General features: G+C 61.5%; 25 protein-coding genes. 3 read left to right on the top strand and 22 right to left on the bottom strand.

Annotated elements, in window-relative coordinates:
- Positions 1 to 4: 4 nt before the first annotated feature.
- The 5 genes from ACLK1G_RS03580 to ACLK1G_RS03560 form a co-directional block, all read right to left on the bottom strand.
- A complete protein-coding gene (locus ACLK1G_RS03580) occupies positions 5 to 280 on the bottom strand; it encodes a hypothetical protein (RefSeq protein WP_420764168.1) in 276 nt (91 codons plus the stop codon).
- A gap of 613 nt (positions 281 to 893) precedes the next feature.
- Positions 894 to 2,471 (bottom strand): glutamine-hydrolyzing GMP synthase, encoded by a 1,578-nt coding sequence (gene guaA, locus ACLK1G_RS03575; protein WP_420764167.1) that lies wholly within the window; start codon positions 2,469 to 2,471, stop codon positions 894 to 896.
- A 79-nt stretch (positions 2,472 to 2,550) separates the two neighbouring features.
- The gene (gene guaB, locus ACLK1G_RS03570) at positions 2,551 to 4,020 is read right to left on the bottom strand and encodes an IMP dehydrogenase (protein ID WP_420764166.1); all 1,470 of its coding nucleotides are present in this window, start codon (positions 4,018 to 4,020) and stop codon (positions 2,551 to 2,553) included.
- 241 nt (positions 4,021 to 4,261) lie between these two features.
- Positions 4,262 to 4,810 (bottom strand): sugar ABC transporter ATPase, encoded by a 549-nt coding sequence (locus ACLK1G_RS03565; RefSeq protein WP_420764165.1) that lies wholly within the window; start codon positions 4,808 to 4,810, stop codon positions 4,262 to 4,264.
- A 70-nt stretch (positions 4,811 to 4,880) separates the two neighbouring features.
- Positions 4,881 to 5,648 carry a sulfite exporter TauE/SafE family protein gene (locus tag ACLK1G_RS03560; RefSeq protein WP_420764164.1) on the bottom strand — a complete coding sequence of 256 codons (768 nt, stop codon included), beginning with the start codon at positions 5,646 to 5,648 and terminating at the stop codon, positions 4,881 to 4,883.
- A gap of 216 nt (positions 5,649 to 5,864) precedes the next feature.
- Here ACLK1G_RS03560 and xseA point away from each other — a divergent pair, with 216 nt between their 5' ends.
- The 3 genes from xseA to leuA all read left to right on the top strand — a co-directional run bounded on the left by xseA (position 5,865) and on the right by leuA (position 10,212).
- The gene (gene xseA, locus ACLK1G_RS03555; protein ID WP_420764163.1) at positions 5,865 to 7,244 is read left to right on the top strand and encodes an exodeoxyribonuclease VII large subunit; all 1,380 of its coding nucleotides are present in this window, start codon (positions 5,865 to 5,867) and stop codon (positions 7,242 to 7,244) included.
- Between the two features lie 3 nt (positions 7,245 to 7,247).
- Entirely contained in the window at positions 7,248 to 8,069 is an 822-nt protein-coding gene (locus ACLK1G_RS03550; RefSeq protein ID WP_420764162.1) for a peptidoglycan DD-metalloendopeptidase family protein, read from the top strand.
- Between the two features lie 463 nt (positions 8,070 to 8,532).
- On the top strand, positions 8,533 to 10,212 hold the full coding sequence (leuA, locus tag ACLK1G_RS03545) for a 2-isopropylmalate synthase (protein WP_420764161.1): 1,680 nt from the start codon (positions 8,533 to 8,535) through the stop codon (positions 10,210 to 10,212).
- Positions 10,213 to 10,323: 111 nt separating this feature from the next.
- On the opposite strand, the gene ACLK1G_RS03540 is transcribed toward leuA, so the two are convergent.
- The 17 genes from ACLK1G_RS03540 to iscA all read right to left on the bottom strand — a co-directional run bounded on the left by ACLK1G_RS03540 (position 10,324) and on the right by iscA (position 25,694).
- Positions 10,324 to 10,743 carry a hypothetical protein gene (locus ACLK1G_RS03540; protein WP_420764160.1) on the bottom strand — a complete coding sequence of 140 codons (420 nt, stop codon included), beginning with the start codon at positions 10,741 to 10,743 and terminating at the stop codon, positions 10,324 to 10,326.
- A 64-nt stretch (positions 10,744 to 10,807) separates the two neighbouring features.
- The gene (locus tag ACLK1G_RS03535) at positions 10,808 to 11,602 is read right to left on the bottom strand and encodes an amidohydrolase (RefSeq protein ID WP_420764159.1); all 795 of its coding nucleotides are present in this window, start codon (positions 11,600 to 11,602) and stop codon (positions 10,808 to 10,810) included.
- The gene (locus ACLK1G_RS03530; RefSeq protein ID WP_420764158.1) at positions 11,590 to 12,738 is read right to left on the bottom strand and encodes a pyridoxal phosphate-dependent aminotransferase; all 1,149 of its coding nucleotides are present in this window, start codon (positions 12,736 to 12,738) and stop codon (positions 11,590 to 11,592) included. The genes ACLK1G_RS03535 and ACLK1G_RS03530 overlap by 13 nt, the downstream gene beginning before the upstream one ends.
- A 280-nt stretch (positions 12,739 to 13,018) precedes the next feature.
- Positions 13,019 to 14,491 carry a ribosome biogenesis GTPase Der gene (der, locus tag ACLK1G_RS03525; RefSeq protein WP_045155133.1) on the bottom strand — a complete coding sequence of 491 codons (1,473 nt, stop codon included), beginning with the start codon at positions 14,489 to 14,491 and terminating at the stop codon, positions 13,019 to 13,021.
- 134 nt (positions 14,492 to 14,625) lie between these two features.
- Complete coding sequence (bamB, locus tag ACLK1G_RS03520) at positions 14,626 to 15,777, bottom strand: outer membrane protein assembly factor BamB (RefSeq protein ID WP_420764157.1); 1,152 nt, start codon at positions 15,775 to 15,777, stop codon at positions 14,626 to 14,628.
- Complete coding sequence (locus ACLK1G_RS03515; protein WP_039592112.1) at positions 15,770 to 16,411, bottom strand: tetratricopeptide repeat protein; 642 nt, start codon at positions 16,409 to 16,411, stop codon at positions 15,770 to 15,772. Before ACLK1G_RS03515 ends, bamB begins: the two co-directional genes overlap by 8 nt.
- Before the next feature lie 40 nt (positions 16,412 to 16,451).
- Positions 16,452 to 17,741 (bottom strand): histidine--tRNA ligase, encoded by a 1,290-nt coding sequence (gene hisS / locus ACLK1G_RS03510; protein ID WP_420764156.1) that lies wholly within the window; start codon positions 17,739 to 17,741, stop codon positions 16,452 to 16,454.
- Between the two features lie 22 nt (positions 17,742 to 17,763).
- Positions 17,764 to 18,873 carry a flavodoxin-dependent (E)-4-hydroxy-3-methylbut-2-enyl-diphosphate synthase gene (gene ispG, locus ACLK1G_RS03505; protein WP_325717643.1) on the bottom strand — a complete coding sequence of 370 codons (1,110 nt, stop codon included), beginning with the start codon at positions 18,871 to 18,873 and terminating at the stop codon, positions 17,764 to 17,766.
- A gap of 3 nt (positions 18,874 to 18,876) precedes the next feature.
- Positions 18,877 to 19,908: a RodZ domain-containing protein gene (locus tag ACLK1G_RS03500; protein ID WP_420764155.1), complete on the bottom strand. Its 1,032-nt coding sequence runs from the start codon at positions 19,906 to 19,908 to the stop codon at positions 18,877 to 18,879.
- Positions 19,908 to 20,666 (bottom strand): type IV pilus biogenesis/stability protein PilW, encoded by a 759-nt coding sequence (gene pilW, locus ACLK1G_RS03495; RefSeq protein ID WP_420764154.1) that lies wholly within the window; start codon positions 20,664 to 20,666, stop codon positions 19,908 to 19,910. Before pilW ends, ACLK1G_RS03500 begins: the two co-directional genes overlap by 1 nt.
- A gap of 12 nt (positions 20,667 to 20,678) precedes the next feature.
- Positions 20,679 to 21,827, bottom strand: coding sequence for a dual-specificity RNA methyltransferase RlmN (gene rlmN / locus ACLK1G_RS03490; protein WP_420764153.1), 1,149 nt, complete (start codon positions 21,825 to 21,827; stop codon positions 20,679 to 20,681).
- A gap of 28 nt (positions 21,828 to 21,855) precedes the next feature.
- Entirely contained in the window at positions 21,856 to 22,281 is a 426-nt protein-coding gene (ndk, locus tag ACLK1G_RS03485) for a nucleoside-diphosphate kinase (RefSeq protein ID WP_042727994.1), read from the bottom strand.
- Between the two features lie 87 nt (positions 22,282 to 22,368).
- Positions 22,369 to 22,569, bottom strand: a complete 201-nt coding sequence (gene iscX, locus ACLK1G_RS03480; RefSeq protein ID WP_305498989.1) for a Fe-S cluster assembly protein IscX — start codon at positions 22,567 to 22,569, stop codon at positions 22,369 to 22,371.
- A 13-nt stretch (positions 22,570 to 22,582) separates the two neighbouring features.
- Positions 22,583 to 22,924 carry an ISC system 2Fe-2S type ferredoxin gene (gene fdx, locus ACLK1G_RS03475; RefSeq protein WP_420764152.1) on the bottom strand — a complete coding sequence of 114 codons (342 nt, stop codon included), beginning with the start codon at positions 22,922 to 22,924 and terminating at the stop codon, positions 22,583 to 22,585.
- A gap of 3 nt (positions 22,925 to 22,927) precedes the next feature.
- The gene (gene hscA, locus ACLK1G_RS03470) at positions 22,928 to 24,790 is read right to left on the bottom strand and encodes a Fe-S protein assembly chaperone HscA (RefSeq protein WP_420764151.1); all 1,863 of its coding nucleotides are present in this window, start codon (positions 24,788 to 24,790) and stop codon (positions 22,928 to 22,930) included.
- Positions 24,791 to 24,840: 50 nt separating this feature from the next.
- On the bottom strand, positions 24,841 to 25,362 hold the full coding sequence (hscB, locus tag ACLK1G_RS03465; RefSeq protein ID WP_420764150.1) for a co-chaperone HscB: 522 nt from the start codon (positions 25,360 to 25,362) through the stop codon (positions 24,841 to 24,843).
- Between the two features lie 8 nt (positions 25,363 to 25,370).
- A complete protein-coding gene (iscA, locus tag ACLK1G_RS03460) occupies positions 25,371 to 25,694 on the bottom strand; it encodes an iron-sulfur cluster assembly protein IscA (RefSeq protein ID WP_420764149.1) in 324 nt (107 codons plus the stop codon).
- Positions 25,695 to 25,706 lie beyond the last annotated feature (12 nt).

The following is a 25,706-nucleotide window of genomic DNA, read 5'->3' as shown; positions in this document are numbered from 1 at the left end:
TGTTCTATTCCTCAGCATTGTCATCAGCCTCGCGCCGATTGCGATGCGCAGTGCAATTGTCCACGACGCGTCGCAATGCTCGCGCATGGTTGCCAGGACTCTTCGGCGTGCTCCATATCGAGGTGATGCAGAACTCGCCGCAACGGCACTCCACTTCTTTGTACGGGCAATAAACCCGCCCCCAGGCGTGACTGCCGCCAACGTCTACGCGCCACCCTTGCCCTTCGGCATACCTCAGCGTTTCTTCGATTTCTTTCTTCGGGTGCGTTGGACGAATCATCCGTGATCTCCAGTATTCGCATGATCAGCCAGGTTGTCAAATGACAACCTGGCTCTTTCTTTCAAACGACGCTCTGCCCAGCGGGATCACGTTTGCCCGGCCGGAGCATGGACACAGGGGGCACGAGGCGCACTACTTGGCACGCGACAGCGTTTCGCGAGGCGTGCCGGCGAAATTCCCGCGGGGCTTCGCCGTCCGATGATAAGCATTTCTCGGTGCCCGTTGAGGCAAGGAATCGTAGCGAAAGGTGACCGAACCGCCAGGCGACATTCCCTAACAGGGAGCGAAGGACAAACGTGGGCAAGCCAGGGACAACGATAGGAAATTTGGCATGGATGGGCACAAACAGCTTGGAATCGCCTCTACCCCTGTGGCGAGGGAGCTTGCTCCCTCGCCACGGTTTTGTGTTTGGCGGGCAATGACGCGAGCCTTTCAAGTCTCATCACGTCAGTGACAAAGTGCTGATCCCGCAATAGAGGGATCTGGAAGCCGACCGCGTGCTGGCGCGGACCGACTACAAGGAGATGCCGACCCCCAACACGCCAAAAGCCCGCAATTAAGCGGGCTTCAGGGTGTTCCTTGCTAGAGGCTACCGGTCAGCGCCGGCGCCCCATCACTCCCACTCAATCGTCGCCGGCGGCTTGCTCGACACGTCATACGTCACGCGAGAGATGCCTTCGATTTCATTGATGATCCGCCCGGAAACGGTTTCCAGCAGCTCGTACGGCAGGTGTGCCCAGCGAGCGGTCATGAAGTCGATGGTTTCCACGGCGCGCAGGGCCACGACCCAGGCGTAGCGACGGCCATCGCCGACCACGCCGACCGATTTCACCGGTTGGAACACCACGAATGCCTGGCTGACCTTGTGGTACCAGTCGGCCTTGCGCAGTTCTTCGATGAAGATGTGGTCGGCGCGACGCAGCAGGTCGGCGTATTCCTTCTTCACTTCGCCGAGGATCCGCACGCCCAGGCCTGGGCCCGGGAATGGGTGGCGGTAGACCATGTCATACGGCAAGCCCAGTTCCAGGCCGAGGCGACGCACTTCGTCCTTGAACAGTTCGCGCAGCGGCTCGACCAGCTTCAGGTTCATCTCTTCCGGCAAGCCACCAACGTTGTGGTGGGACTTGATCACGTGGGCCTTGCCGCTCTTGGCGCCGGCCGACTCGATCACGTCAGGGTAGATGGTGCCCTGGGCGAGGTACTTGATGTTGTCCAGCTTGCAGGATTCGGCATCGAACACGTCGATGAAGGTACGGCCGATGATCTTGCGTTTCTTCTCCGGGTCGGACTCGCCGGCCAGGTTGTTCAAGAACTGCTCTTCGGCATTGGCGCGAATCACCTTGACGCCCATGTTCTCGGCGAACATGGCCATCACTTGCTCGCCTTCGTGCAGGCGCAGCAGGCCATTGTCGACGAAGACGCACGTCAGCTGGTCGCCGATGGCCTTGTGCAGCAGTGCGGCAACCACCGAGGAATCAACGCCGCCAGACAAGCCCAGCAATACGTTGTCGGTGCCGACCTGGGCGCGAACCTGGGCGATGGCATCTTCAGCGATCTTCGACGGAGTCCACAAGGCTTCGCATTCGCAGATATCGAGGATGAAGCGCGACAGAATGCGGCCGCCCTGCTTGGTGTGGGTCACTTCCGGGTGGAACTGCACGCCGTAGTAGCGACGCTCGTCGCTGAACATGCCAGCGATCGGGCAACTCGGGGTGCTGGCCAGGATGTGGAAGTCTTCAGGCATCTTGGTGACTTTGTCACCATGGCTCATCCACACGTCGAGGCCGAACAGGCCGTCGGCGTCGATATGATCCTCGATGCCGTCCAGCAGGCGGCTCTTGCCGACCACGTCGACGCGGGCGTAACCGAACTCACGCAGGTCGGAACCCTCGACCTTGCCGCCCAGCTGTTCAGCCATGGTCTGCATGCCGTAGCAGATGCCGAACACCGGTACCCCCAGGTCGAACACCGCTTGCGGGCAACGCGGGCTGTTGGCTTCGTGCACGGACTCGGGGCCGCCGGCGAGGATGACGCCTTTCGGAGCGAATTCGCGAATCGCTTCGTCATCCATGTCGAACGGATGCAGTTCGCAGTACACGCCGATCTCACGCACGCGGCGGGCGATCAGCTGGGTGTACTGGGAACCGAAGTCGAGGATCAGGATGCGGTGAGCGTGAATGTCGAGGGCCATGACTCATTCTCATGTAGTGAATCAGAAACAACTCGGGGCTGAATGAACAGCCCCGGTGATTAACGTTTTGCTGGAAGCCTTAACCTACGCGGTAGTTCGGCGCTTCCTTGGTGATCTGCACGTCGTGTACATGGGACTCGGCCATGCCGGCGCCAGTGATGCGCACGAATTCCGGCTTGGTGCGCATCTCTTCAATGTCAGCGCTGCCGGTGTAGCCCATCGAGGAACGCAGGCCGCCCATCAGTTGATGGATGATGGCGCTCAGGGTGCCCTTATACGGCACGCGACCTTCGATGCCTTCCGGCACGAGCTTCTCGGCACCTGCGGAGGAGTCCTGGAAGTAACGGTCGGACGAACCCTGGGCCTGGGACATGGCGCCCAGCGAACCCATGCCGCGATAAGCCTTGTAGCTACGGCCCTGGAACAGTTCGATCTCGCCTGGCGCTTCTTCGGTACCGGCGAACATCGAACCCATCATCACGCAGTAGGCACCGGCGACGATGGCCTTGGACAGGTCACCGGAGAAACGGATACCGCCGTCGGCGATCAACGGCACGCCGGTGCCTTCAAGGGCAGCGGCGACGTTGGCGATGGCACTGATCTGCGGCACGCCGACACCGGCGACGATACGGGTAGTACAGATCGAGCCTGGGCCGATACCGACCTTGACCGCGTCGGCGCCCGCTTCGGCCAGGGCCTTGGCGGCAGCGCCGGTGGCGATGTTGCCGCCGATCACCTGTACGTCGGGGAAGTTCTGCTTGACCCAGCGCACGCGGTCGATCACGCCTTTGGAGTGACCGTGGGCGGTGTCGACCACCACCACGTCAACGCCAGCGTTGACCAGGGCGGCGACGCGGTCACCAGTGTCCTTGCCGGTGCCGACAGCGGCGCCGACGCGCAGACGACCCTGGTCGTCCTTGCTGGCCAGCGGGTAGGCCTTGGCTTTTTCGATGTCGTTGACGGTCATCATGCCCTTGAGGGCGAATTTGTCATCGACGATCAGCACGCGCTCGATGCGGTGCTTGTGCAGCAATTCGCGGACGTCGTCCTTGCTGGTGCCTTCCTTGACCGTGACCAGGCGCTCTTTAGGCGTCATCACCTGGCGAACAGAGGCGTCCAGGCGGCTTTCGAAGCGCACGTCACGGGAAGTAACGATGCCGACGAGGTCGCCATCGTGCAGCACCGGAACACCGGAGATGTTGTGCATGCGGGTCAGTTCGAACAGATCCCGGACCGTGGCGTCAGCCTCGATGGTGATCGGATCCTTGACCACGCCAGCCTCGAACCGCTTGACCTTGCGCACTTCGGCGGCCTGCTGTTCGATGGTCATGTTCTTGTGGATGATACCGATACCGCCTTCCTGGGCCATGGCAATGGCCAGACGGGCTTCGGTCACGGTGTCCATGGCGGCGGAAACCAGGGGGATATTCAGTTCGATGCCACGGGTGAGACGGGTTTTGAGACTGACTTCGTTAGGCAGCACCTCGGAATAACCGGGCACTAGGAGAATGTCGTCGAAGGTCAGAGCTTCTTGGCTGATACGCAGCATCGCGGGGGCTCCCGAGCGGGAAAATGGAAGCGCGCCATTATACTCATGCACCCCGTCTGGCTCAATGTAAAACTCTGTCTATTATTGGCGGGGTGATTGACGGGCTAAAACCCTACCTCATTGCAACACCCCCGTGGGGGAGCGAGCTTGCTCGCGATAGCGGTGGATCAGCCAGCAACAATGTTGAAGGGGCCGCCGCCATCGCGAGCAAGCTCGCTCCCACATTGGCTCATCGACGCCCTTACAACTCCACCTTCACCCAACTCACCGGCTGATCCAGCCAGTCGGCGAATTCATCAAGAAACCCCTGCTTGAACCCTGCCTCCAGCCAGTTATTGAAGATGAACCCCAGGTTGGAGAACGCGCAGGGTTGCAGGAACAGGAAGCCATTGATGTCGTCCTCATGCCCGCACTCAGGACAAGTGAAATTGTCGGTGCGCCCCGGCATCCAGTCTTCCAGGCTTTCGAACAGCGCTTCGCCGACTTCCTTGCGGCACTCGGCGCAACCGGCCTCCTCCAGAAAACCCTTGGCCGGGGTATAGATGCAACGCTTGGTGATGATCTCCAGGCCGTTGATCGGCTCGCCGAACGGCAAGGCTTCGGGGTGCATGACCACGTCGCGCGCGCCGGGAGCGATGGCGTGGGCCATGCGATTGCCGGTGCGGCCGCATGTGGTCAATTGCTCTTCGATAATGTTCTTGCGCACCAGCCAGCGCACGATTGCCCGGGCCCGAGGCTCGTGGACCGGCAGTGTGGAGATTTTCGGGACGATAATGCTTTGCGAATTCATGGCGAGGCCTGGCTGTTTCCCTGGCAGGATCTGATAAAAGGCCGGCAGCTTAATCCCTGGCCGTGCCAGGTCAAGCACTCAGGTAACGGCCGATCAACGCCAGGCCGCTGGCGAGCACCAGCCAGGTGACCAACCGCACGAACGCTTCGCGCGACATCTTCAGGGTCAGGCGACGCCCCACCCACAACCCCAGCGCCATGGCCGGCAATAAACACAGCGCCAGTACCAGCAAGGGTAGCTCGGCATACACGCCCGCGATGACAAACAAACTCAAGCGCACCACAGTGCTGCAACTGATCAGCGCACTCTGGGTCGCCCGCGCCGCCTCCTTGGGCAAACGGCTGTTCAGGTAGATGGCATATAAAAAGCCGCCACTGCCAAACAACGCGCCGAACATCCCGCCCACCGTGCCCATCGGCAACGCCCACAATGAAGATAACTGCTTGGGCCTGGTTTTTATCAACAGGCTGTAGATCGCATAGGCGCTAATAAACAGCCCCATCAACAGCAGCAAAAGATCTGACTTGAGGTTGAGCAGGAAAATCACACCCAAGGTGCAGCCCACAGCCATGCAGGGCAGCAACCGCAGCAGCTCCGGCCGGGACACGTCCCGCCGCGACGGCAACAAGTTGCCAAAGGCCGCGACAAAATCCAGCAAGACCAATAGCGGGACAATCTTCGACAGCGGCATGAACAACAGCAGGATCGGCGCGGCCACCAGGGCGGTGCCGAACCCGGCGATGCCGAACACGATGTAGGCCAGGACAATGGCCGAGGCGATTACCAGCCATTCCATCGGGGCAAATGCCCACTGGCCCAACCATGGGAGAAGATTCATCCGGCACTTCCTTGATGGGGAGAGCGGGGACTTTAGCCAGATGTGTCGGGGCATATCCAGTATTTGTGGTGACTGGGCTACTGCTATCGCGAGCAAGCTCCCACACTGGATCTTCGGTGCGACATGGATCCCCTGTGGGAGCGAGCTTGCTCGCGATGCAGACAACCCGGTCTAATTGTCTGCACACCATTGGCGAATCCCCTTATCATGCCGCCCATGATTAAAGATCCCTTTGCCCGACTGGGCCTGGACCGCGAGGTCCTGACTGTCAGCCAACTCAACGGCCGTGCACGGGTGTTGCTGGAAGACGTGTTCAGCAACATCTGGGTCGAGGGCGAGATCTCCAACCTCGCCCGCCCGGCTTCCGGCCACGTGTATTTCACCCTCAAGGACAGCGGCGCCCAGGTGCGCTGCGCGCTGTTCCGGCAGAACGCCGCACGGGTGCGCCAGGCCTTGAAGGATGGGTTGGCGGTGAAGGTGCGCGGCAAGGTCTCGCTGTTCGAGGGCCGTGGCGACTATCAACTGATCCTCGACACCGTGGAACCGGCCGGCGATGGTGCCCTGCGCCTGGCCTTCGATGCCCTGAAGGAAAAGCTCAGCGCCGAAGGGCTGTTCAGCGCCGAACGCAAAGTGCCGCTGCCGGCCCATCCGCAACGCATCGGCATCATCAGTTCGCCCACCGGCGCGGTGATTCGCGACATCATCAGCGTCTTCCGCCGCCGCGCGCCGCAGATTTCCCTGACCTTGATTCCCACCGCAGTGCAAGGCCGAGAAGCCACCGGGCAAATTGTTCGCGCCCTGAAACTGGCCGATGCCCGCGGCTTCGACGCGCTGATCCTGGCCCGGGGCGGCGGTTCGCTGGAAGATTTGTGGTGCTTCAACGAAGAAGCCGTGGCCCGGGCGGTGGATGCCTGCGTCACGCCGATCGTCAGCGCCGTCGGCCATGAGACCGACGTATCCATCAGCGATTTCGTCGCCGATGTGCGCGCCCCGACCCCGTCCGCCGCCGCCGAACTGCTGGCACCGGATGCCGGCGACCTGGTCCGCCGGGTTGAAAGTCTGCACCGCCGGTTGGTGATGCGCATGCGTGACCGGCTGATGCGCGACCAACTGCGCCTCGAAGGTCTTACGCGGCGCCTGCGTCATCCCGGCGAACGGCTGCGCCAGCAGGCCCAGCGCCTCGACGATCTGGACATGCGCATGCGCCGGGCCTTCGAGCGCAGCCTCAACACCCGCCGCGAAAGGCTGATCCGCCTGGAAACCCGTCTGGCCGGACAGCATCCGGGCCGGCAATTGGCCATGTTGCGTCATCGCCTCGACAGCCTTGCCGAACGCTTGCCCCGGGCCATGCGCGAAGGGCTCAAAACGCGACGCGTGCAGTTGCAAAACCAGATGCAGACGCTGCACATCGTCAGCCCGCTGGCGACCCTTGGTCGTGGCTACAGCATCCTGCTGGACGAGCGCGGCCATGCCATCCGCAACGCCGGGCAAACCCAGATGGGCCAGCGCCTGACCGCCAAGCTCGGCGAAGGCGAACTGCTGGTGCGGGTCGAAGACAACCACCTGACGCCAGTCACCCTTTCTTTATTGGATTGATTCATGCCGCGATTCCTCGCTCCGCTGCTGTTGCTGTGCCTGACCGTCAACGCCCACGCCGACAGCTACATCACCCGCCTGTTGAACAAACCGGTGCCCGGCGGTGTGGCCGTGGTGGATCTGGGCAGCGCGGCCCAGGCGCCAAAAGCCACCTACCAGGGCAAACCGGTGCTGGTGGTCAAGGAGCAACAGAACTGGCTGGCGATTGTCGGCATTCCGTTGACGGCACAACCCGGCACGCAGCAGATCAGCAGCGGCGGCAGCACTCAGCCCTTCGTGGTCGGTTACAAGAAGTATCCCGAGCAGCACATCACGCTGAAGAACAAGCGTCAGGTCAACCCTAACCCGGCGGACCTCAAGCGCATCGACGCCGAGCTGGCGGTGCAGTTGAAGGCCTACCGCAGCTTCAGCCCGAACATCCCCAGCAATCTGTTGCTGGATAAACCGGTCAACGGCCCGCTGTCGAGCAAGTTCGGTGTGCGCCGTTTCTTCAACGGCGAGGAACGCAACCCCCACGCAGGCCTGGACTTCGCCGTGCCCGCCGGCACACCGATCAAGACCCCGGCCGCCGGCAAGGTGATCCTCACCGGCAACTATTTCTTCAATGGCAACACGGTATTCGTCGACCATGGCCAGGGCTTCATCAGCATGTTCTGCCACATGTCGAAAATAGATGTGAAGGTCGGCCAGCAGTTGGCCCGTGGCACAGTGGTCGGCAAGGTCGGCGCCACCGGCCGGGCGACCGGGCCGCATATGCACTGGAACATCAGCCTGAACGATGCTCGTGTGGATCCGGCGATTTTTATCGGGGCGTTTCAGCCCTGAGCATTTCGGTCAGGCTACTGGCCTCTTCGCGAGCGGGCTCGCTCCCACATTGGAATCTGCGCAGACCACAACATTGCAACCACAAAGATCCCTTGTGGGAGCAAGCCTGCTCGCGAAGAGGTAGGCCCTGGCACCACCATCCTTGGAATTGCCGAGCCCTAAATATCAGCGCAATCCTTTGAGCCTATTCTGACCGCTTACGCGATTAAATCTCGCAAACCCATCCAAAAACAGAACTTCTCCCAATTTTTTCCGACTGCTTGCAACCCCCCGTCCACGCGGTTAGGGTTGAGGGCATGAAAACCTCTCACACCCTCATTCAGCTTCGTCAGCACCGCAGCCTGTGCCTCGTCAGCGCACGACTGCCGGGCTGAATCGCGGCAACTCGTCCCGGCTGACAAGCCACCCCATTCGAACCACCGGCAGGCCGCCTTTTTCCGGCCACGACAATAAGGATTTCCTCATGAGCATGCTCAAAGACCCGTCTTCGAAATACCGCGCCTTCCCGACCATCAACCTGCCGGATCGCACCTGGCCGTCGAAGACCATCACTGCCGCGCCGATCTGGTGCAGTTCCGACCTGCGTGATGGCAACCAGTCGCTGATCGAGCCCATGGACGCGGCCAAGAAGCTGCGCTTCTGGAAAACCTTGGTGGCGGTGGGCGTGAAAGAAATCGAAGCGTCGTTCCCGGCCGCTTCCCAGACTGACTTCGACTTCGTGCGCACCCTCATCGAAGAAGGCCACATCCCGGACGACACCACCATCCAGGTGCTGACCCAGGCCCGCGAAGACCTCATCGCCCGTACCTTCGAATCCCTGCGTGGCGCGAAGAAAGCCATCGTCCACCTCTACAACGCCACCTGTCCGTCGTTCCGCCGCATCGTGTTCAACCAGGACAAGGAAGGCGTGAAGGAAATCGCAGTGAACGCGGCCAAGCTGTTCGTCAAATACGCCGCCCAGCAGCCGGAAACCCAGTGGCAGTTCGAATACTCCCCAGAAACCTTCAGCGCCACCGAGCTGGAGTTCGCCAAGGAAGTCTGCGACGCCGTGATCGAAGTGTGGAACCCGACCCCGGAGCGCAAGGTGATCCTTAACCTGCCCGCCACCGTGGAAGTCGCCACGCCGAACATCTACGCCGACCAGATCGAGTGGTTCCACCGCAACATCAGCCGTCGTGACAGCGTGCTCATCAGCCTGCACACCCACAACGACCGTGGCACCGGCGTGGCCGCTACCGAGCTGGGCCTGATGGCCGGCGCCGACCGTGTCGAAGGCTGCCTGTTCGGCAACGGCGAGCGCACCGGCAACGTCGACCTGGTGACCGTCGCGCTGAACCTCTACACCCAGGGTATCGACCCTGAGCTGGATTTCTCCGACATCGACGGCGTACGCAAAGTGGTCGAAGAGTGCAACCAGATCGCGGTGCACCCGCGTCATCCTTATGTGGGCGACCTGGTCCACACTGCATTTTCCGGCTCGCACCAGGACGCGATCCGCAAGGGCTTCGCCCAGCAGAAACCCGACACCCTGTGGGAAGTGCCGTACCTGCCAATCGACCCGGCTGACATCGGCCGCAGCTACGAGGCGGTGATCCGCGTGAACAGCCAGTCGGGCAAGGGCGGCATCGCCTACCTGCTGGAGCAGGAATACGGCATCAGCCTGCCGCGTCGCATGCAGATCGAATTCAGCCAAGTGGTGCAGCGCGAAACCGATCGCCTGGGCCTGGAAATGACTGCCCAGCAGATCCATGCCCTGTTGCAGCGTGAATACCTGCAAGCCAACACCCCGTATGCGCTGGTCAGCCATCGCCTGCAGGAAGAAAACGGCAACAGCGCCGTGGAAGTGGAAGTCGCCAGCAAAGGCCAGGGCGAAACCAACCTGCACTGGCGTGGCAAAGGCAACGGCGCGCTGGAAGCGCTGGTGGCCGGCCTGCCGATTCCGGTGGAAATCATGGACTACAACGAACACGCCATCGGCGCCGGCACCAACGCCAAGGCGGCGGCTTACATCGAGCTGCGGGTCAACGGTGAGCGTGCGGTGCATGGCGTGGGCATCGATGAAAACATCACCACCGCCAGCTTCAAGGCGCTGTTCAGCGCACTGAACCGCTCGCTGAGCCAGCCGGAAGCCAAGGCGGCCTGACCAAGGCTGAAATGCAAAAAGGCCCTGGGGTGTGAACCTCAGGGCCTTTTTGTTTGGCTGATGATTTGAATTGGCTGCTCTGGCCTGTTCGCGAGTCAGCCAATAAAAATCTCAGGCATGGGTATCGATCGAAATCGTCATCGCCTGCAACAGCGCAGCCTGCAAGGTCTGCAAGGTTGCCTGGGTCGCCATGATCTGAGTCTGGATCGCCATGGCTTGCTGGGATTTCTGCGCCTGGTCGGCCTGGCTTTTCTGGACGCGGGCCAGTTGGGCTTGCTGGTCGGCCAGCAATTTTTCGGTTCGTTCGATCTGCTTCTTCAATTGTTCGATGACATCGCTGCTGCCGCTGCTGCCGCCGGCACCTGCGATGTTCGCGCCGCTGGTGTCGACTTTCAGTGGCTTGTCTTTGTCTTCGGCGGTTTCGGTCGGTGTCACTGGGCTGACCGCCCTGTCTTCCTCAGCCCCGCGGATGGTGACTGTGGGAGCAGACAATGGATAAGGGTTTACGGTCGTTGCGCTGATGCTGGTCATAGGGGATTCCTCCTTGGCTGACCGGTTATCGGCGCGCAACACCGTTCCTTGAGGCTGAATCGTTTCAATAGATGAATTCGAAACGATCGGCATCCAGGTTCGCTGGAAAGCGTTTGCGATACTCAGCCAGGTCCGCGGCACTCAGGCAAACCGTGAACACACCGTCGGCTTCGCCGGCGCCGAGCAGGGTCTCGCCCTGGAAGTCCAGCACCTGGCTGTCGCCGGTGTAGGCGAAGCCCTTGCCGTCGGTGCCGATCCGATTCACCGCCGCCACATAGCACAGGTTTTCGATGGCCCGTGCCGGCAGCAAACGGTTCCAATGCTGACGCCGAGCGCCCGGCCAGTTGGCGGTGTACAGCAACAGGTCGGTGTCCTCGGCGTCGCGGCTCCACGCCGGAAAGCGCAGGTCATAGCAGATCAACGGGCGAATCCGCCATCCCTTGAGCTCGAACAGTACCTGCTGATCACCCGGCGTGTAGTGGTTGTGCTCGCCGGCCATGCGGAACAGGTGGCGTTTGTCGTAATGCAGCACCTCGCCGTCGGGCCGTGCCCACAGCAAGCGATTACGATGGCTGCCATCGCCGGCCTGGACGATCACGCTGCCGGTGATCACTGCATCCAGTTTCGCCGCTTGGTCCTTGAGCCATTGGCGCGTCGGACCATTCTCGGGCTCCGCCAACGTCTCGGACTCCATGGAAAAGCCCGTGGTGAACATTTCCGGCAGGATGATCAGGTCCGCCCCCCGCGCCTGTTCAAGCAGCGCGTCGAAATGCTCAAGGTTGGCTCGACGGTCATGCCAGGCCAGGGTTGTCTGGATCAAGGCAACGTTCAGGTTGGGCAAGGTGCTCAAATCACGCATAGTTTTTGCGCCGCTTCACGCAGCGTCTCCTCGCGCTTGGCAAAGCACAGGCGCACCAGGCGCTGGCCTTGCGGTGGGTTCTGGTAGAAGACCGAGATCGGAATGGTCGCCACGCCATGTTCGCGGGTCATCCACACCGCCATGTCGACGTCGTTGAGGTCCGGGCGGATCTGCGAGTAATCCACCAGCTGGAAATAGGTGCCGGTGACGCGCTTGAAGCTGAAGCGCGACGGTGCCAGCAGGTCGCAGAACAGATCGCGCTTGGCCTGGTAGAAGTCCGGCAGTTCGTCGACGTGCTCCGGATGCGCGGCCATGTAGTCGGCCAAGGCATACTGCAACGGTGTGACGCCGCAAAAACTGACGTACTGATGCACCTTGCGCAACTCCGCCGTCAGGGCCGGTGGCGCGACGACATAACCGGTCTTCCAGCCGGTGACGTGGTAGGTCTTGCCAAACGAACTGACCACGAAGGCACGGCGATACAGTTCTTCATGGGCAAGCACGCTGACATGAGCCACGCCGTCGAACACCAGATGCTCATACACCTCATCGCTGATCAGATAGATATCACGGTCGCGGATCAACGCCGCCAATTGGTCCAGCTCGGCGCGGCTGAGCAACGCACCGCTGGGGTTGTGCGGCGTGTTGAGGATGATCATGCGCGTGCGCGGGCTCAGGGCTTCGCCGAGCTTTTCAAAGTCGATGGCGAAATCGCCCAGGCTCAATGGCACATGCACGCAACGCCCGCCGGCCAGTTGCACGGACGGCTCGTAGCTATCGTAGGCGGGGTCAAAGACGATGACCTCATCGCCGCTGTTAACCACCGCCGCGATGGCGCAGAAAATCGCCTGGGTCGCGCCAGGGGTCACGGTGACTTCCTGATCGGCATCGACGGTAGCGCCATAGCCGCGGGCAACTTTGGCCGCAATCTGCTGGCGCAGCGCCGGCAGGCCGGTCATGGGGGAATATTGGTTGTGGCCTTGGGCGATGTGCCGGCCGACCGCATCGCGCAGGGCTTGCGGACCATCGAAATCGGGAAACCCCTGGGACAGGTTCAGCGCGCCGGTCTGTGCGGCGAGTTGGGACATCTGAGTGAAAATCGTGATGCCGACGTTCGGCAACTTGCTGGTGATCATCGAGGGTTCCCTGGGTCTGCACCCGGCTCTGGTGCGGCGCGGGAGAGGTCGAGGATAGCCCAATCGCCGGGCATGAAAAAGGGTGCCCGTGGGCACCCTCTTCAATGCATCTCGTCGCAGAACCTGTGGCGAGGGGATTTATCCCCGCTGGGTTGCGCAGCAGCCCTAAACCCCAACAACTCGGTATATCAGGCGTATTGAATTGCCTGTCTTGGGGCTGCTTCGCAGCCCAGCGGGGATAAATCCCCTCGCCACAGGGTTCGGCGTGCTGCATCGCCAATCAGCGCTTGTCGCGGCGCTTCTTGTCGGCCTTCTTGTGGTGCGACATCAAGCGGCGCTTCTTGTTGACCTGGCGGTCGGTGAGTGTGTTCTTGTTGCCTTCGTACGGGTTCTCACCGCCCTTGAACTCGATGCGGATCGGCGTGCCGACCAGCTTCAGGACTCGGCGATAGGTGTTCTCCAAGTAACGAACGTACGACTTGGGCACCTTTTCGATCTGGTTACCGTGGATCACGATAATCGGCGGGTTGGCACCGCCCAAGTGGGCGTAGCGCAGCTTGATCCGACGGTTGTTGACCATCGGTGGCGCGTGCTCGCCGACCGCATCTTCGAGGATCTGGGTCAGGCGGTTGGTCGGCCAGCGGGTAACCGCCGACTTGAACGAGTTCTGCACCGAAGCGTAGAGGTTGCCCACGCCCGTGCCGTGCAGGGCCGAGATGAAGTGGATGTCGGCGAAGTCGACGAAGAACAACCGACGCTGGAGTTCGACTTTCACAAAGTCGCGCTCGCTCGGCGTCATGCCGTCCCACTTGTTGATCGCGATGACCAGCGCACGACCGGCTTCGAGGGCAAAGCCCAGCAGGTTCAAGTCGTGATCCACCACGCCTTCGCGGGCGTCCATCACGAAGATCACCACGTTGGCGTCCTTGATCGCCTGCAGCGTCTTGACCACGGAGAACTTTTCGACTTCTTCGTGGATCTTGCCGCGCTTGCGCACACCGGCGGTGTCGATCAGCGTGTATTTCTCTTCGTTACGCTCGAAGGGAATATAGATGCTGTCGCGGGTGGTGCCGGGCTGGTCGTACACAATGACCCGGTCTTCGCCGAGCATGCGGTTGACCAGGGTCGACTTGCCCACGTTCGGGCGGCCGATGATTGCGATCTTGATCCCGTCTTTTTCGCTCGGGCCCGGAATGCGCTTGGCTTCCTCGCCTTCGGCAACGACTTCTTCCTCGCCTTCTTCCGGCTCGTCTTCATCGTCCTTGGGGAAACTCTCAAGGGCGATTTCCAGCATCTGGGTGATGCCACGGCCGTGAGCGCCGGCGATCGGGATCGCCTGGCCCATGCCCAACGGTGCAAACTCGGCGCGGGCCATGTCCGGGTCGATGTTGTCGACCTTGTTGGCGACCACGTAAGAACGCTTGTTACGCTTGCGCAAATGCTCGGCGATCATCTGGTCGGCGGCGGTAAAACCGGCCTTGGCGTCTACCAGGAACAGCACCACATCCGCTTCTTCGATGGCGAGCAGCGACTGCTCGGCCATTTTTTCATCCATGCCGTGTTCATCACCGGAGATGCCGCCGGTGTCGACCAGAATATAGGTACGCCCTTGCCACTTGGCCTCACCGTATTGGCGATCACGGGTCAGACCGGACAAGTCGCCAACGATGGCGTCGCGAGTCCTGGTCAGGCGGTTGAACAAGGTGGACTTGCCGACGTTCGGTCGGCCCACCAGGGCGATTACGGGAACCATGCGGCTCTCCACTTCGTTATTTCCAGAAAATACAAAAGCCGCTGCGAGGCAGCGGCTGGTGCTCGGGGCAGCCTGTGCAAGCACTGCAAGCCTCGCGAACAAGGCCGCTTGGGGGATAAGCCCCAAGCATAGTCTTACTTGATGGTCAGGGCTTCCAGTTTGCCGCTGTTGCCATACACATAGATCATGCTGCCCACCACCAGCGGACGGGCACGCAGGCCGTCGCTGTCGATGCGCTCACGGCCGACGAAACGACCGTCCACCTGGCTGAGCAGGTGCAGGTAACCTTCCAGGTCACCCACTGCAACGTAGCTGGAGAAAACTTCCGGGGCCGACAGTTGACGACGGGCCAGGGAATCGTTGCTCCACAATGCGGTGGTGGAACGCTCGTCGACGCCTTCGACGGTGCCCGAGGACAGGCTTACGTAGACGCTGCCAAAGCCTTGGGCGACACCGGCGTAGCTGGACGCATCGCGCTGCCACAACGGACGACCGGTTTCCAGGTCGAGCGCCGCGACGCGGCCCTGGTAGCTGGCGACGTACAGCGTACCGCCGGACAGCAGCAAGCCGCCATCGATGTCGACCACGCGTTCCAGTTCCGAACGGCCTTGAGGGATCGCTACACGCTGCTCCCAGACCGGCACGCCATTGGAAATGTCCAGGGCCACGACTTTACCGGTCGACAGGCCAGCCACCGCGAGGCGGTTGGTAACGATCGGTGCGCTGGTGCCGCGCAGGGTCAGGACCGCCGGGGTACTGTCATACAACCAGCGCTGGTCGCCGGTGGCGGCGTCCAGGCCGATCAGACGGTCGTCCTGGGTCTGGACCACGACCACATCACCGTTGGTGGCAGGCGGCGCGAGGACTTCACTGGTCACGCGGGCGCGCCATTTCTCTTCGCCGCTGCTCGCGTCAAGGGCGACGATCTCGCCCTTGAGCGTGCCGATCATGACCAGCCCGTAACCCACGCCAACGGCGCCGGACACAGGCAGCTCGAGATCTTTTTCCCACTTCACGTCGCCGTTCGTGCGATCCATGGCCATGACGACGCCAGTAACGTCGCCGGCATAGATGGTGTCGCCGTCGATGGCCGGCACCAGCATATTGTAGGTTTCACCCTGGCCGTCACCGATGGAGCGGCTCCATTGCTTCTGCAGCACGACTTCTTCTTTGAAGTCGGTCAGTTCGGCCGGAGGCAGTTCTTTCTTGCTGTTGCTGCTGCAACCCGCGGCCAGAATGGCCAGGGTCAGCAATGCTGCATGTTTCCAACGGATCACGTCACGCATCCCCTTTGGCCAGGTCGTCCAGCTTGATTTGCAGGCCACCGACCGCGGCTTCATCCGACAGCGCAGCCTTGGCTTTTTGGTAGGCCGCATGGGCCTCATCGGCACGACCCAGCTGTACCAGCAGGTCGCCCTTGAGTTCTTCGCGAGTCGCCAGGAACGCCTTGTCGGCGTCGCCGTCGAGCAGCTTCAATGCATCTTCAGCCTTGTTCTGTGCCGCCAGCACCTGTGCCAGGCGCTGACGCGCCACTTCGCCCAGGGTCGGGTTGGCCGGCTTGTCGACGATCGCTTTCAGCTCGGTGGCCGCATCGTCCAGCTTGCCGCTGTCCACCGCGACCTTGGCCACGAAGAGGCTGCCGTACTGGGCATAGGCGGTGCCGCCGAACTCTTTGTTGAGCTTGCCGGCCAGGTCCGCCACGCGGGCCGCGTCAGGCTTGCCGTCCGGGGTCAGGGTGGTTTCCAGCAATTGCTGGTAGAGCATCGAGGCGCCTTGCGACTGGTTGCTCTGGTATTTCTGGTAGGCCTGCCAGCCGAACACGATGACCAGCGCCAACAGGCCGCCAGTGACCAGCGGCTTGCCATTGCGCGTCCACCAGTCCTTCAAATCCGCCAGCTGTTCATCTTCGGTACTCGACACCCCAATACTCCTTAATCGCTAAATCGGCTGTTTGACAGCTTCAACCCTGCACGACGCAGGTGGCCAGGTGCGCGGCAAGCGCATCCCAGGCAATGCTTTGTTGTTCGCCCTGGCCACGCAGGGGTTTGAAACCTACCACTTGTTGGGCCAGTTCGTCGTCACCGAGGATCAATGCGTACAGCGCACCGCTCTTGTCGGCCTTCTTGAATTGGCTCTTGAAGCTGCCGGCGCCGGCATTGATCTGCAAGCGCAGGTTGGGTAGCTGGTCACGGATCCGCTCGCTCAACGACAAGGCGGCCAGTTCGGCGGCCTCGCCAAAGGCGCACAGGTATACGTCGACCTGGCGGGAAAGCTGTTCAGGCACTTTATCCAGAGCTTCAAGCATCAGTACCAAACGTTCGATGCCCATGGCAAAGCCCACGCCCGGGGTCGGCTTGCCGCCCATCTGCTCCACCAGCCCGTCGTAGCGACCACCGGCACACACGGTGCCCTGGGCGCCGAGCTTGTCGGTGACCCACTCGAAGACGGTCTTGCTGTAGTAATCCAGGCCCCGGACCAACTTGGGGTTGATCACATAAGGAATGCCAACGGCGTCCAGGCGTGCCTTCAGCCCTTCGAAATGCGCCCGGGACTCGTCGTCGAGGTAGTCGGCCATTTTCGGCGCGTCCACCAGGATCGCTTGGGTTTCCGGGTTCTTGGTGTCCAGCACGCGCAGCGGGTTGGTCTTGAGGCGGCGCTGGCTGTCTTCGTCGAGCTTGTCGATGTGCGCGGACAGAAACTCCACCAGCGCTTCGCGATAGCGGCCACGGGACTCGCTGGTGCCCAGACTGTTGAGCTCAAGCTTGACTGCGTCGCGCAGCCCCAGCTCGCCCCACAGGCGCCAGGTCATGACGATCAGCTCGGCGTCGATGTCCGGGCCTTCGAGGTTGAACACCTCGAGACCGATCTGGTGGAACTGGCGGTACCGGCCTTTCTGCGGACGCTCGTGGCGGAACATCGGGCCGACGTACCAGAGTTTCTGCACCTGGCCCCCGCCGGTAATGCCATGCTCGAGCACTGCACGCACGCATGCCGCCGTGCCTTCGGGGCGCAAGGTCAGGGAATCGCCGTTGCGGTCGTCGAAGGTGTACATCTCTTTTTCGACGATGTCGGTCACTTCACCGATGGAGCGCTTGAACAGCTCGGTGAACTCGACGATCGGCATGCGGATCTGCCGATAACCGTAGTTATCCAGCAAACGCGCCACGGTGCCCTCGAAATAGCGCCACAGGGGCGTCTGCTCGGGCAGGATGTCGTTCATGCCACGAATGGCTTGCAGAGACTTGCTCACATGTATTCCTTAATCTTGCGACTTAACCGCGCGCGATGACCGCTGCGTCGGCTTCGACCTTTTCGGCCGCTTTCTGGCGGATCAGCTTTTCCAGCTCATCCACCAGATTGTCATTCGTCAGTTTCTGCGACGGCTTGCCATCGATGTAAATCAGGTTCGGTGTGCCGCCAGTGAGGCCGATATGGGCCTCCTTGGCTTCGCCAGGCCCGTTGACCACGCAGCCGATCACCGCGACATCCAGCGGCACCAGCAAATCTTCAAGGCGCCCTTCCAGCTCGTTCATGGTCTTGACCACATCGAAGTTCTGCCGCGAGCAGCTCGGGCAGGCGATGAAGTTGATGCCGCGCGAACGCAGGTGCAGGGACTTGAGGATGTCGTAGCCGACTTTCACTTCCTCGACCGGGTCAGCCGCCAGCGAGATGCGGATGGTATCGCCAATCCCTTCGGCGAGCAGCATACCGAGGCCGACGGCGGATTTCACCGTACCCGAACGCAACCCACCGGCTTCGGTGATGCCCAGGTGCAGCGGCTGGACGATTTCCTTGGCCAGCAGGCGGTAGGCTTCGACGGCCATGAACACGTCGGACGCCTTTACGCTGACCTTGAAGTCCTGGAAATTCAGGCGTTCGAGGTGCTCCACATGGCGCAGGGCCGACTCCACCAGCGCGGCTGGGGTCGGTTCGCCGTATTTTTTCTGCAGGTCTTTTTCCAGGGAGCCAGCGTTGACGCCGATGCGGATCGGAATGCCGCGATCACGGGCGGCATCCACCACGGCCCGCACACGGTCTTCGCGACCGATGTTGCCAGGGTTGATGCGCAGGCAATCGACACCCAATTCGGCCACGCGCAGGGCGATGCGGTAGTCGAAGTGGATATCGGCCACCAAGGGGACCTTGACCAGTTGCTTGATCTTGCCGAATGCCTCGGCGGCGTCCATATCCGGCACGGACACGCGCACGATGTCGACGCCGGCGGCTTCCAGGCGGTTGATCTGCGCGACCGTGGCGGCCACGTCATTGGTGTCGCTGTTGGTCATGCTCTGCACAGCGATTGGCGCATCGCCGCCCACGGGCACGTTACCGACCCAGATTTTCCGGGACTCGCGACGCTTGATTGGAGATTCGCCGTGCATGACTTATTGACCCAATTTCAGGCGAGCGGTCTCGCCACTGGTGAACGGAGCCACATCGACCGGCTGGCCGTTGTAGCTGACCTGCGCGCCACGGGCATAACCCAGGCGTACGGCAAACGGTGGCTTGCCGTTGACTGAGGTGCTGTCGCCCTTGCGCTTGAGGCCACTGAACAACACCTTGCCGTTGCCGTCGGTGATCTGCGTCCAGCAATCGGCGGTGAACTGGATCTGTACCTGGCCGTCGCCCGGTGCGGGGGCCGGAGCGGTTGGAGCAACCGGCGCCGCTGGCACCGTTGGAGCCGCCATGGTCGGCGCGGGCGTGACAGGGGCCGGTGCTGCCGGGGCTGCTGGCGCCACCGGAGCGCTGCCAGCCTGGGCCGGCGCGGTCGGTGCGGGCGCAGTGGCTGGAGCCGTTGGAGCGGCTGATTCGGTACCCGCGGCGGCACCGGCCTCGCCATTATCAGGGCCTTGCGGCAGGGCCAGGGCGGTTTCGCCTTCGGCCTGGCCTTCGACGACGGCCTGGTCTTCCGGTTCGTCCAGCGGATGGATCTGGGTCGTGCCGTCGGCGCCTTCGACTTCGACGTGCTCGGGGTTCATGGCAACCGGCTCCTTGCCACGCAAGGAAGCCTGGTCCTGCCACCAGACAAAACCACCACCAATCACCGCAATCAGCAGCAACAGACTGACGATTCGCAAAATGGTGTGGGAAACGCGAACCGGCTCCTCGATACGACCGAGGCTGTGCACGCTGCTGCCCTGGGCATCGGAACCGGTGTATTGATCGAATTGCTGGACCAGCGTGGTCTGGTCCATGCCAAGCAGTTTGGCATAGGCGCGGATATAGCCCCGGGCAAAGGTATGCCCTGGCAATTTGTCGAACGCGCCTGCTTCCAGGTTGCTCAGGGAAGTCACGGTGAGATTGAGCTTGAGGGCCACTTCGGCCAGCGACCAACCATTGCTTTCGCGGGCTTGACGCAGGGTCTCACCGGGATTTACGCGAGTCGCTGCTACAACTTCGGGATGCGCCGCTTTCATCATTGCTCCGACAGGTATTGCTGATATTCCGGCGTACCGGGATAAAGTCTTTTGAGTTGCAGGCCGTAGCTTGCGGCCTTGTCGCGATCTTCAAACACATGTGCCAGCCGAACGCCGAGCAATAGACTACGTGCATTTTGCTCGCTGAGCAGGCTAAAACGCTCGTAATAGTCGCGCGCGGGCACATAATGCCTGTCTTCGTAGGACAACTCAGCCATTTCCAGCAACGCACGGGGTTGTTGGCGGTTGAGCCGCAGCGCTTTTTCCAACTGCTGGCGGGCCAGGTCGCGCTGGCCGAGTTTCGCGGCGGTCATGCCGAGGTTCTCGAAGACCCGTGAGCGCTCGGGGTAAAGGGTATCGGCGGCCGCTTGCTCGAAGCGTTCGTAGGCGTCCTTGTAGCGGGCCTGTTCGTAGAGAAAACTGCCGTAATTGTTCAGGATCCGGGCATCTTGCGGCTGGGCCGACAGCGCCTTGCGAAAATGCTCGTCAGCCAGTTCCGGCTCCAGCTCCGCCTGGAACACCAACGCCAGCGCCGCGTTGGCATTGGCGTCGGAGCTGTCCAGTTCCAGGGCTTTCTTGAGGGGCACCTTGGCCCGCTCGGTCATGCCCTGCTGCAAGTATCCAATGCCCAACTGCACATAGGCTTCGCGCGCCTCGTCGCGCCCTTTGCTGGTCTTCATCGGGTTGTAGTCACCCGACAGGACACAACCGGAGCAGAGTCCGGCCAACAGCAACAGCAGCGCGAAGCGCAGGGACATAGAGTTCCTCTCTTAGTGACTGTTCGCAGCGTTCTGCGCGACTTCGTCGGCGGCGTTCAATTCGCGCACGGCGATATAGCGTTCGCTGCGACGGGTGCGATCCAGCACCTGTCCAACCAATTGGCCACACGCGGCGTCGATGTCTTCGCCGCGGGTGGTGCGCACGGTGACGTTGAAGCCAGCGTGGTGGAGCTGATCCTGGAAGCGACGAATCGCGTTGTTGCTCGGACGCTCGTAACCGGAATGCGGGAACGGGTTGAAGGGGATCAGGTTGATCTTGCACGGAATGTTCTTGAGCAGCTCGATCATCTCGACCGCGTGTTCTACCTTGTCGTTCACGTCCTTGAGCAGGGTGTACTCGATGGTCAGCACGCGCTTTTCGCCCAGGGACGACATATAACGCTGGCACGACTCGAGCAGCATCTTAAGCGGATATTTCTTGTTGATCGGCACCAATTGGTTACGCAATGCGTCATTGGGTGCGTGCAGCGACAACGCCAGGGAAACGTCGATGTGCTTGGCCAGCTCATCGATCATCGGCACCACGCCGGAGGTGGACAGGGTCACGCGGCGCTTGGAAATGCCGTAGCCCAGGTCATCCATCATCAGGTGCATGGCGGAGACGACGTTGTCGAAGTTCAGCAGCGGCTCTCCCATGCCCATCATCACCACGTTGGTGATGGCACGGTCGACGGTTGCCGGGACGCTGCCAAAGGATTTGTTGGCAATCCACACCTGGCCGATCACTTCGGCGGCGGTGAGGTTGCTGTTGAAGCCTTGCTTGCCGGTGGAGCAGAAACTGCAATCCAGGGCACAGCCTGCCTGGGACGAAACGCACAAGGTGCCGCGCTTGCCCTGGGGAATGTAGACGGTCTCGACGCAGCTGCCGGAAGCCACGCGCACTACCCATTTACGGGTGCCATCGCTGGAGATGTCCTGGCTGACCACTTCGGGACCGCGAATCTCGGCAACAGCCTTGAGCTTTTCGCGCAGGGCCTTGCCGACATTCGTCATGGCGTCGAAATCGTCGACGCCAAAGTGGTGAATCCATTTCATCACCTGGCCGGCACGGAAACGCTTCTCCCCGATCGAGTCGAAGAATTTCTCCATTTCCGGCTGGGTCAGGCCCAACAGGTTGGTTTTGCCGTTCGATGTAGTCATGGATTCACCTTCACTCAAAAGCCTGGGCTTAGCGAGTGGTTACTTCAGTAGCGGAGAAAAAGTAAGCGATTTCGCGAGCAGCGGCAGCTTCGGAGTCCGAACCGTGGACGGCGTTGGCGTCGATGGATTCAGCGAAGTCAGCACGGATGGTGCCGGCAGCAGCTTCTTTAGGGTTGGTAGCGCCCATCAGCTCACGGTTGCGAGCGATGGCGTTTTCGCCTTCCAGCACCTGAACGACAACCGGACCGGAAGTCATGAAAGCAACCAGCTCACCGAAGAAACCGCGCTCGCTGTGCTCAGCGTAGAAGCCTTCGGCTTCGGCTTTGGACAGTTGCTTCATTTTCGAAGCTACAACGCGCAGGCCAGCGTCTTCGAAGCGGGTAACGATCTTGCCGATCACGTTTTTAGCAACGGCGTCAGGCTTGATGATGGAGAAAGTACGTTGAACAGCCATGGTGTAACTCCAGAAACGGTAATTTACGAAAAATTAAACCCGCGAATTATACGCGGGTTCTTAGGTATTGCCTAACCTGCGAAGCGATCAGTCCAATTCGGCGGCCCAGAGCTCCTGAACCGCTTCCAACACCTTCTCGCCGACTCGGCCAGAGGTGGCATCGAAGCCAGGCAGCTCCAGGATCATCTGCTGCAGACGGACGAAACCTACAGAGTACGGATCGAGGCCCTCATGGGCTTCAGCCAATTCTTCTGCGATGCGCTGTACATCATTCCAACCATAGCTCATGACAGTGTCACCATCAGTGCGGCGCTTCGGCCGCATGGTTAAGCGAATATTTCGGGATTTCGACGGTCAGGTCTTCGGTACCGACGATAACCTGGCAACCCAGGCGCGATTGAGCTTCCAGTCCCCAGGCCCGATCAAGGAAGTCTTCCTCCAGTTCGTCCGCCTCTTCCAGCGAGTCGAAGCCTTCGCGAATGATGCAATGGCAGGTCGTGCAAGCACAGACGCCGCCACAGGCACTTTCCATCTCGATATGGTGCTCATGGGCCAGCTCGAGAATGGAGATTCCGGGCTCAGCCTCTACGACCATGCCCTCTGGACAGAACTTCTCGTGGGGCAGAAAAATCACCTGCGGCATCAGTTATTCCTCGATTTCATTCAGGTTGCGCCCCGCCAGGGCGGCTTTCACCGTCGAGTCCAGGCGGCGGGCAGCAAAGGCATCGGTGACTTGCGACAGACGCTTGGTCTGCTGCTCGATGGCATAACCATCGGTGCCCTTGAGCAATTCGGACAATTCCTGCACTTGCAGCTCGATGACCATGCGTTCCTCGGCGTCGAGCAAACGGTCGCCATCCGCTTCAAGGGCCGCTTGCACGGCTTCGATCAGACGCTGGCCGTCGACTTGCTGTTCACGCAACACACGGGCGACCTTGTCGTCGCTGGCGTGCTGGAACGAGTCCTTGAGCATCTTGGCAATTTCACCGTCGGTCAGGCCATAGGACGGCTTGACCTGGATGCTCGCCTCCACGCCCGAACCCAACTCGCGGGCGGAGACGTTGAGCAGACCGTCGGCGTCGACCTGGAAGGTCACGCGGATCTTCGCTGCACCGGCAACCATGGCCGGGATGCCGCGCAATTCGAAGCGGGCCAGGGAACGGCAGTCGCTGATCAGCTCACGCTCGCCTTGCAGCACGTGGATCATCATGGCCGACTGGCCGTCTTTATAAGTGGTGAAGTCCTGGGCGCGGGCAACCGGGATGGTGGTGTTGCGCGGAATCACCTTCTCCATCAGGCCACCCATGGTTTCCAGCCCCAGGGACAGCGGGATTACGTCGAGCAACAGCAGCTCGCCACCGTCGCGCTTGTTGCCGGCCAGGGTGTCGGCCTGGATCGCGGCGCCGATGGCGACTACCTGGTCCGGGTCGATTTCGGTCAGCGGCTGGCGGCCGAAGGCCTCGGCAACGGCTTCACGAACCCGCGGCACTCGGGTCGAACCACCGACCATGACCACCGCTTTCACATCCTCAAGCTCCACGCCGGAATCACGCACGGCACGGCGGCAGGCCTTGAGGCTGCGGGCAACCATGGGTTCGATCAGTGCGTTGAAGGCTTCGCGGGTAAGGGCGGCGCTCCAGCCGCCATAAGCGATTTCAACGGAGGCAGCGTCGGTCAAGGCTTCCTTGGCCGCGCAGGCGGTTTGCAGCAGATGGCGCTGGGCACCCGGGTCGAGGTCAGCGGAGAGGCCGGCCTGCTCGATGATCCAGCCAGCGATCGCGTGGTCGAAATCGTCGCCGCCCAGGGCGCTGTCGCCACCGGTAGCGAGGACTTCGAAGACACCGCCGGTCAGGCGCAGGATCGAAATATCGAAAGTACCGCCACCCAGGTCGTAGATCGCGACCAGGCCTTCGGCGTGCTGGTCCAGGCCGTAGGCAACGGCAGCGGCGGTCGGCTCATTGAGCAGGCGCAACACGTTGAGGCCGGCGAGCCTGGCGGCGTCCTTGGTGGCTTGGCGCTGAGCGTCGTCGAAATACGCCGGGACGGTAATCACTGCGCCCACCAGCTCACCACCCAACGCCGCTTCGGCGCGCTGACGCAGGACCTTGAGGATGTCGGCGGACACTTCTACCGGGCTCTTCGGCCCCTGCACGGTCTCGATGAACGGCATGTGGGACTCACCGCCAACGAAGCGGTACGGCAGCTGCTCGCCCAATTGCTTGACGTCGGACAGACCACGACCCATCAAGCGCTTGACCGACACAATGGTGTTCAGGGGATCGCTGGCGGCGGCCAGCCTGGCCGAATCGCCTACTTCGACGCGATCGGCGTGGTAGCGCACGGCGGACGGCAGGATGACCCGCCCCTGCTCGTCGGCCAGCGGTTCGGAAAGACCGCTGCGCAAGGCAGCGACCAGGGAATTGGTGGTACCCAAGTCGATCCCGACAGCCAGGCGACGCTGGTGCGGTTGTGGACTTTGGCCGGGTTCGGCGATCTGCAGTAGGGCCATCGTAATCAGGACTTATCTGTAATCAGGCGTGCGACCGGAGCGGCACTGGGTTAATCGTCGAGGCGCTCTTCTAACTGGCGCACTTCGTGGGTGAGCTTGTCGAGGAACTGCATGCGCCGCATCAGGCGCTCGGCCTGTTCGCGTTGCGCGGCATCGTTCCAGCAGGCTGCGAAGTCTTCGTTCAGTTCTTGCTGGGCGTCTTTCAAGCGACGCTTGAATACCGCGACACCGGCCAGATCCGCGCTGTCCTGCAGGTCTTCGAGCTCTTCGCGCCATTGCATCTGCTGCAAAAGAAACTCGGGATCATGGACCGTGACCTCCAGCGGCAACTCATGGCCGCTGATGGCCAGCAGGTAGCGCGCGCGCTTGGCCGGGTTCTTGAGCGTCTGGTAAGCCTCGTTGAGGTTCGCCGACTGCTCGAGCGCCCGCCGCTGCTCCGCCTCGGAGGCATCGGCAAAGCGGTCGGGATGAACACCACGGGCCAGTTCCAGGTAACGCGCGGACAACTGATCGAGGTCCAGCTGGAAAGCAGGCTGCAACTGGAACAACGCAAAATGACAAGGAGTACCCACGAGCAGCCTCAGATGTTGAAGCTTTCGCCGCAGCCACACTCACCGCGCACGTTGGGGTTGTTGAACTTGAAGCCTTCGTTCAACCCTTCCTTGACGAAATCCAGCTCGGTGCCGTCCAGGTACGTCAGGCTCTTCGGGTCAATGATCACTTTCTGACCATGACTTTCGAATACCTGGTCCTCTTCGCCCACTTCGTCGACGAATTCCAGCACGTAGGCGAGGCCAGAGCAGCCCGTGGTGCGAACACCCAGGCGGATACCCTCGCCTTTGCCGCGCCCTGCAAGAGAACGCTGCACATGCTTAGCTGCTGCTTCTGTCATCTGGATAGCCATGGAAACTCCTTA

Source organism: Pseudomonas algeriensis, from assembly GCF_048847255.1.
Lineage (GTDB): Bacteria > Pseudomonadota > Gammaproteobacteria > Pseudomonadales > Pseudomonadaceae > Aquipseudomonas.
This window is presented reverse-complemented; position numbering and strand designations above follow the sequence as displayed.

Excerpts from the sequence above, each read along its gene's own strand:
- ACLK1G_RS03580 (WP_420764168.1), bottom strand. The coding sequence starts at position 280 with ATGATTCGTCCAACGCACCCGAAGAAAGAAATCGAAGAAACGCTGAGG.
- guaA (WP_420764167.1), bottom strand. The coding sequence starts at position 2,471 with ATGGCCCTCGACATTCACGCTCACCGCATCCTGATCCTCGACTTCGGT.
- guaB (WP_420764166.1), bottom strand. The coding sequence starts at position 4,020 with ATGCTGCGTATCAGCCAAGAAGCTCTGACCTTCGACGACATTCTCCTA.
- ACLK1G_RS03565 (WP_420764165.1), bottom strand. The coding sequence starts at position 4,810 with ATGAATTCGCAAAGCATTATCGTCCCGAAAATCTCCACACTGCCGGTC.
- ACLK1G_RS03560 (WP_420764164.1), bottom strand. The coding sequence starts at position 5,648 with ATGAATCTTCTCCCATGGTTGGGCCAGTGGGCATTTGCCCCGATGGAA.
- xseA (WP_420764163.1), top strand. The coding sequence starts at position 5,865 with ATGATTAAAGATCCCTTTGCCCGACTGGGCCTGGACCGCGAGGTCCTG.
- ACLK1G_RS03550 (WP_420764162.1), top strand. The coding sequence starts at position 7,248 with ATGCCGCGATTCCTCGCTCCGCTGCTGTTGCTGTGCCTGACCGTCAAC.
- leuA (WP_420764161.1), top strand. The coding sequence starts at position 8,533 with ATGAGCATGCTCAAAGACCCGTCTTCGAAATACCGCGCCTTCCCGACC.
- ACLK1G_RS03540 (WP_420764160.1), bottom strand. The coding sequence starts at position 10,743 with ATGACCAGCATCAGCGCAACGACCGTAAACCCTTATCCATTGTCTGCT.
- ACLK1G_RS03535 (WP_420764159.1), bottom strand. The coding sequence starts at position 11,602 with ATGCGTGATTTGAGCACCTTGCCCAACCTGAACGTTGCCTTGATCCAG.
- ACLK1G_RS03530 (WP_420764158.1), bottom strand. The coding sequence starts at position 12,738 with ATGATCACCAGCAAGTTGCCGAACGTCGGCATCACGATTTTCACTCAG.
- der (WP_045155133.1), bottom strand. The coding sequence starts at position 14,491 with ATGGTTCCCGTAATCGCCCTGGTGGGCCGACCGAACGTCGGCAAGTCC.
- bamB (WP_420764157.1), bottom strand. The coding sequence starts at position 15,777 with ATGCGTGACGTGATCCGTTGGAAACATGCAGCATTGCTGACCCTGGCC.
- ispG (WP_325717643.1), bottom strand. The coding sequence starts at position 18,873 with ATGCACGGCGAATCTCCAATCAAGCGTCGCGAGTCCCGGAAAATCTGG.
- ACLK1G_RS03500 (WP_420764155.1), bottom strand. The coding sequence starts at position 19,908 with ATGAAAGCGGCGCATCCCGAAGTTGTAGCAGCGACTCGCGTAAATCCC.
- pilW (WP_420764154.1), bottom strand. The coding sequence starts at position 20,666 with ATGTCCCTGCGCTTCGCGCTGCTGTTGCTGTTGGCCGGACTCTGCTCC.
- rlmN (WP_420764153.1), bottom strand. The coding sequence starts at position 21,827 with ATGACTACATCGAACGGCAAAACCAACCTGTTGGGCCTGACCCAGCCG.
- ndk (WP_042727994.1), bottom strand. The coding sequence starts at position 22,281 with ATGGCTGTTCAACGTACTTTCTCCATCATCAAGCCTGACGCCGTTGCT.
- iscX (WP_305498989.1), bottom strand. The coding sequence starts at position 22,569 with ATGAGCTATGGTTGGAATGATGTACAGCGCATCGCAGAAGAATTGGCT.
- fdx (WP_420764152.1), bottom strand. The coding sequence starts at position 22,924 with ATGCCGCAGGTGATTTTTCTGCCCCACGAGAAGTTCTGTCCAGAGGGC.
- hscA (WP_420764151.1), bottom strand. The coding sequence starts at position 24,790 with ATGGCCCTACTGCAGATCGCCGAACCCGGCCAAAGTCCACAACCGCAC.
- iscA (WP_420764149.1), bottom strand. The coding sequence starts at position 25,694 with ATGGCTATCCAGATGACAGAAGCAGCAGCTAAGCATGTGCAGCGTTCT.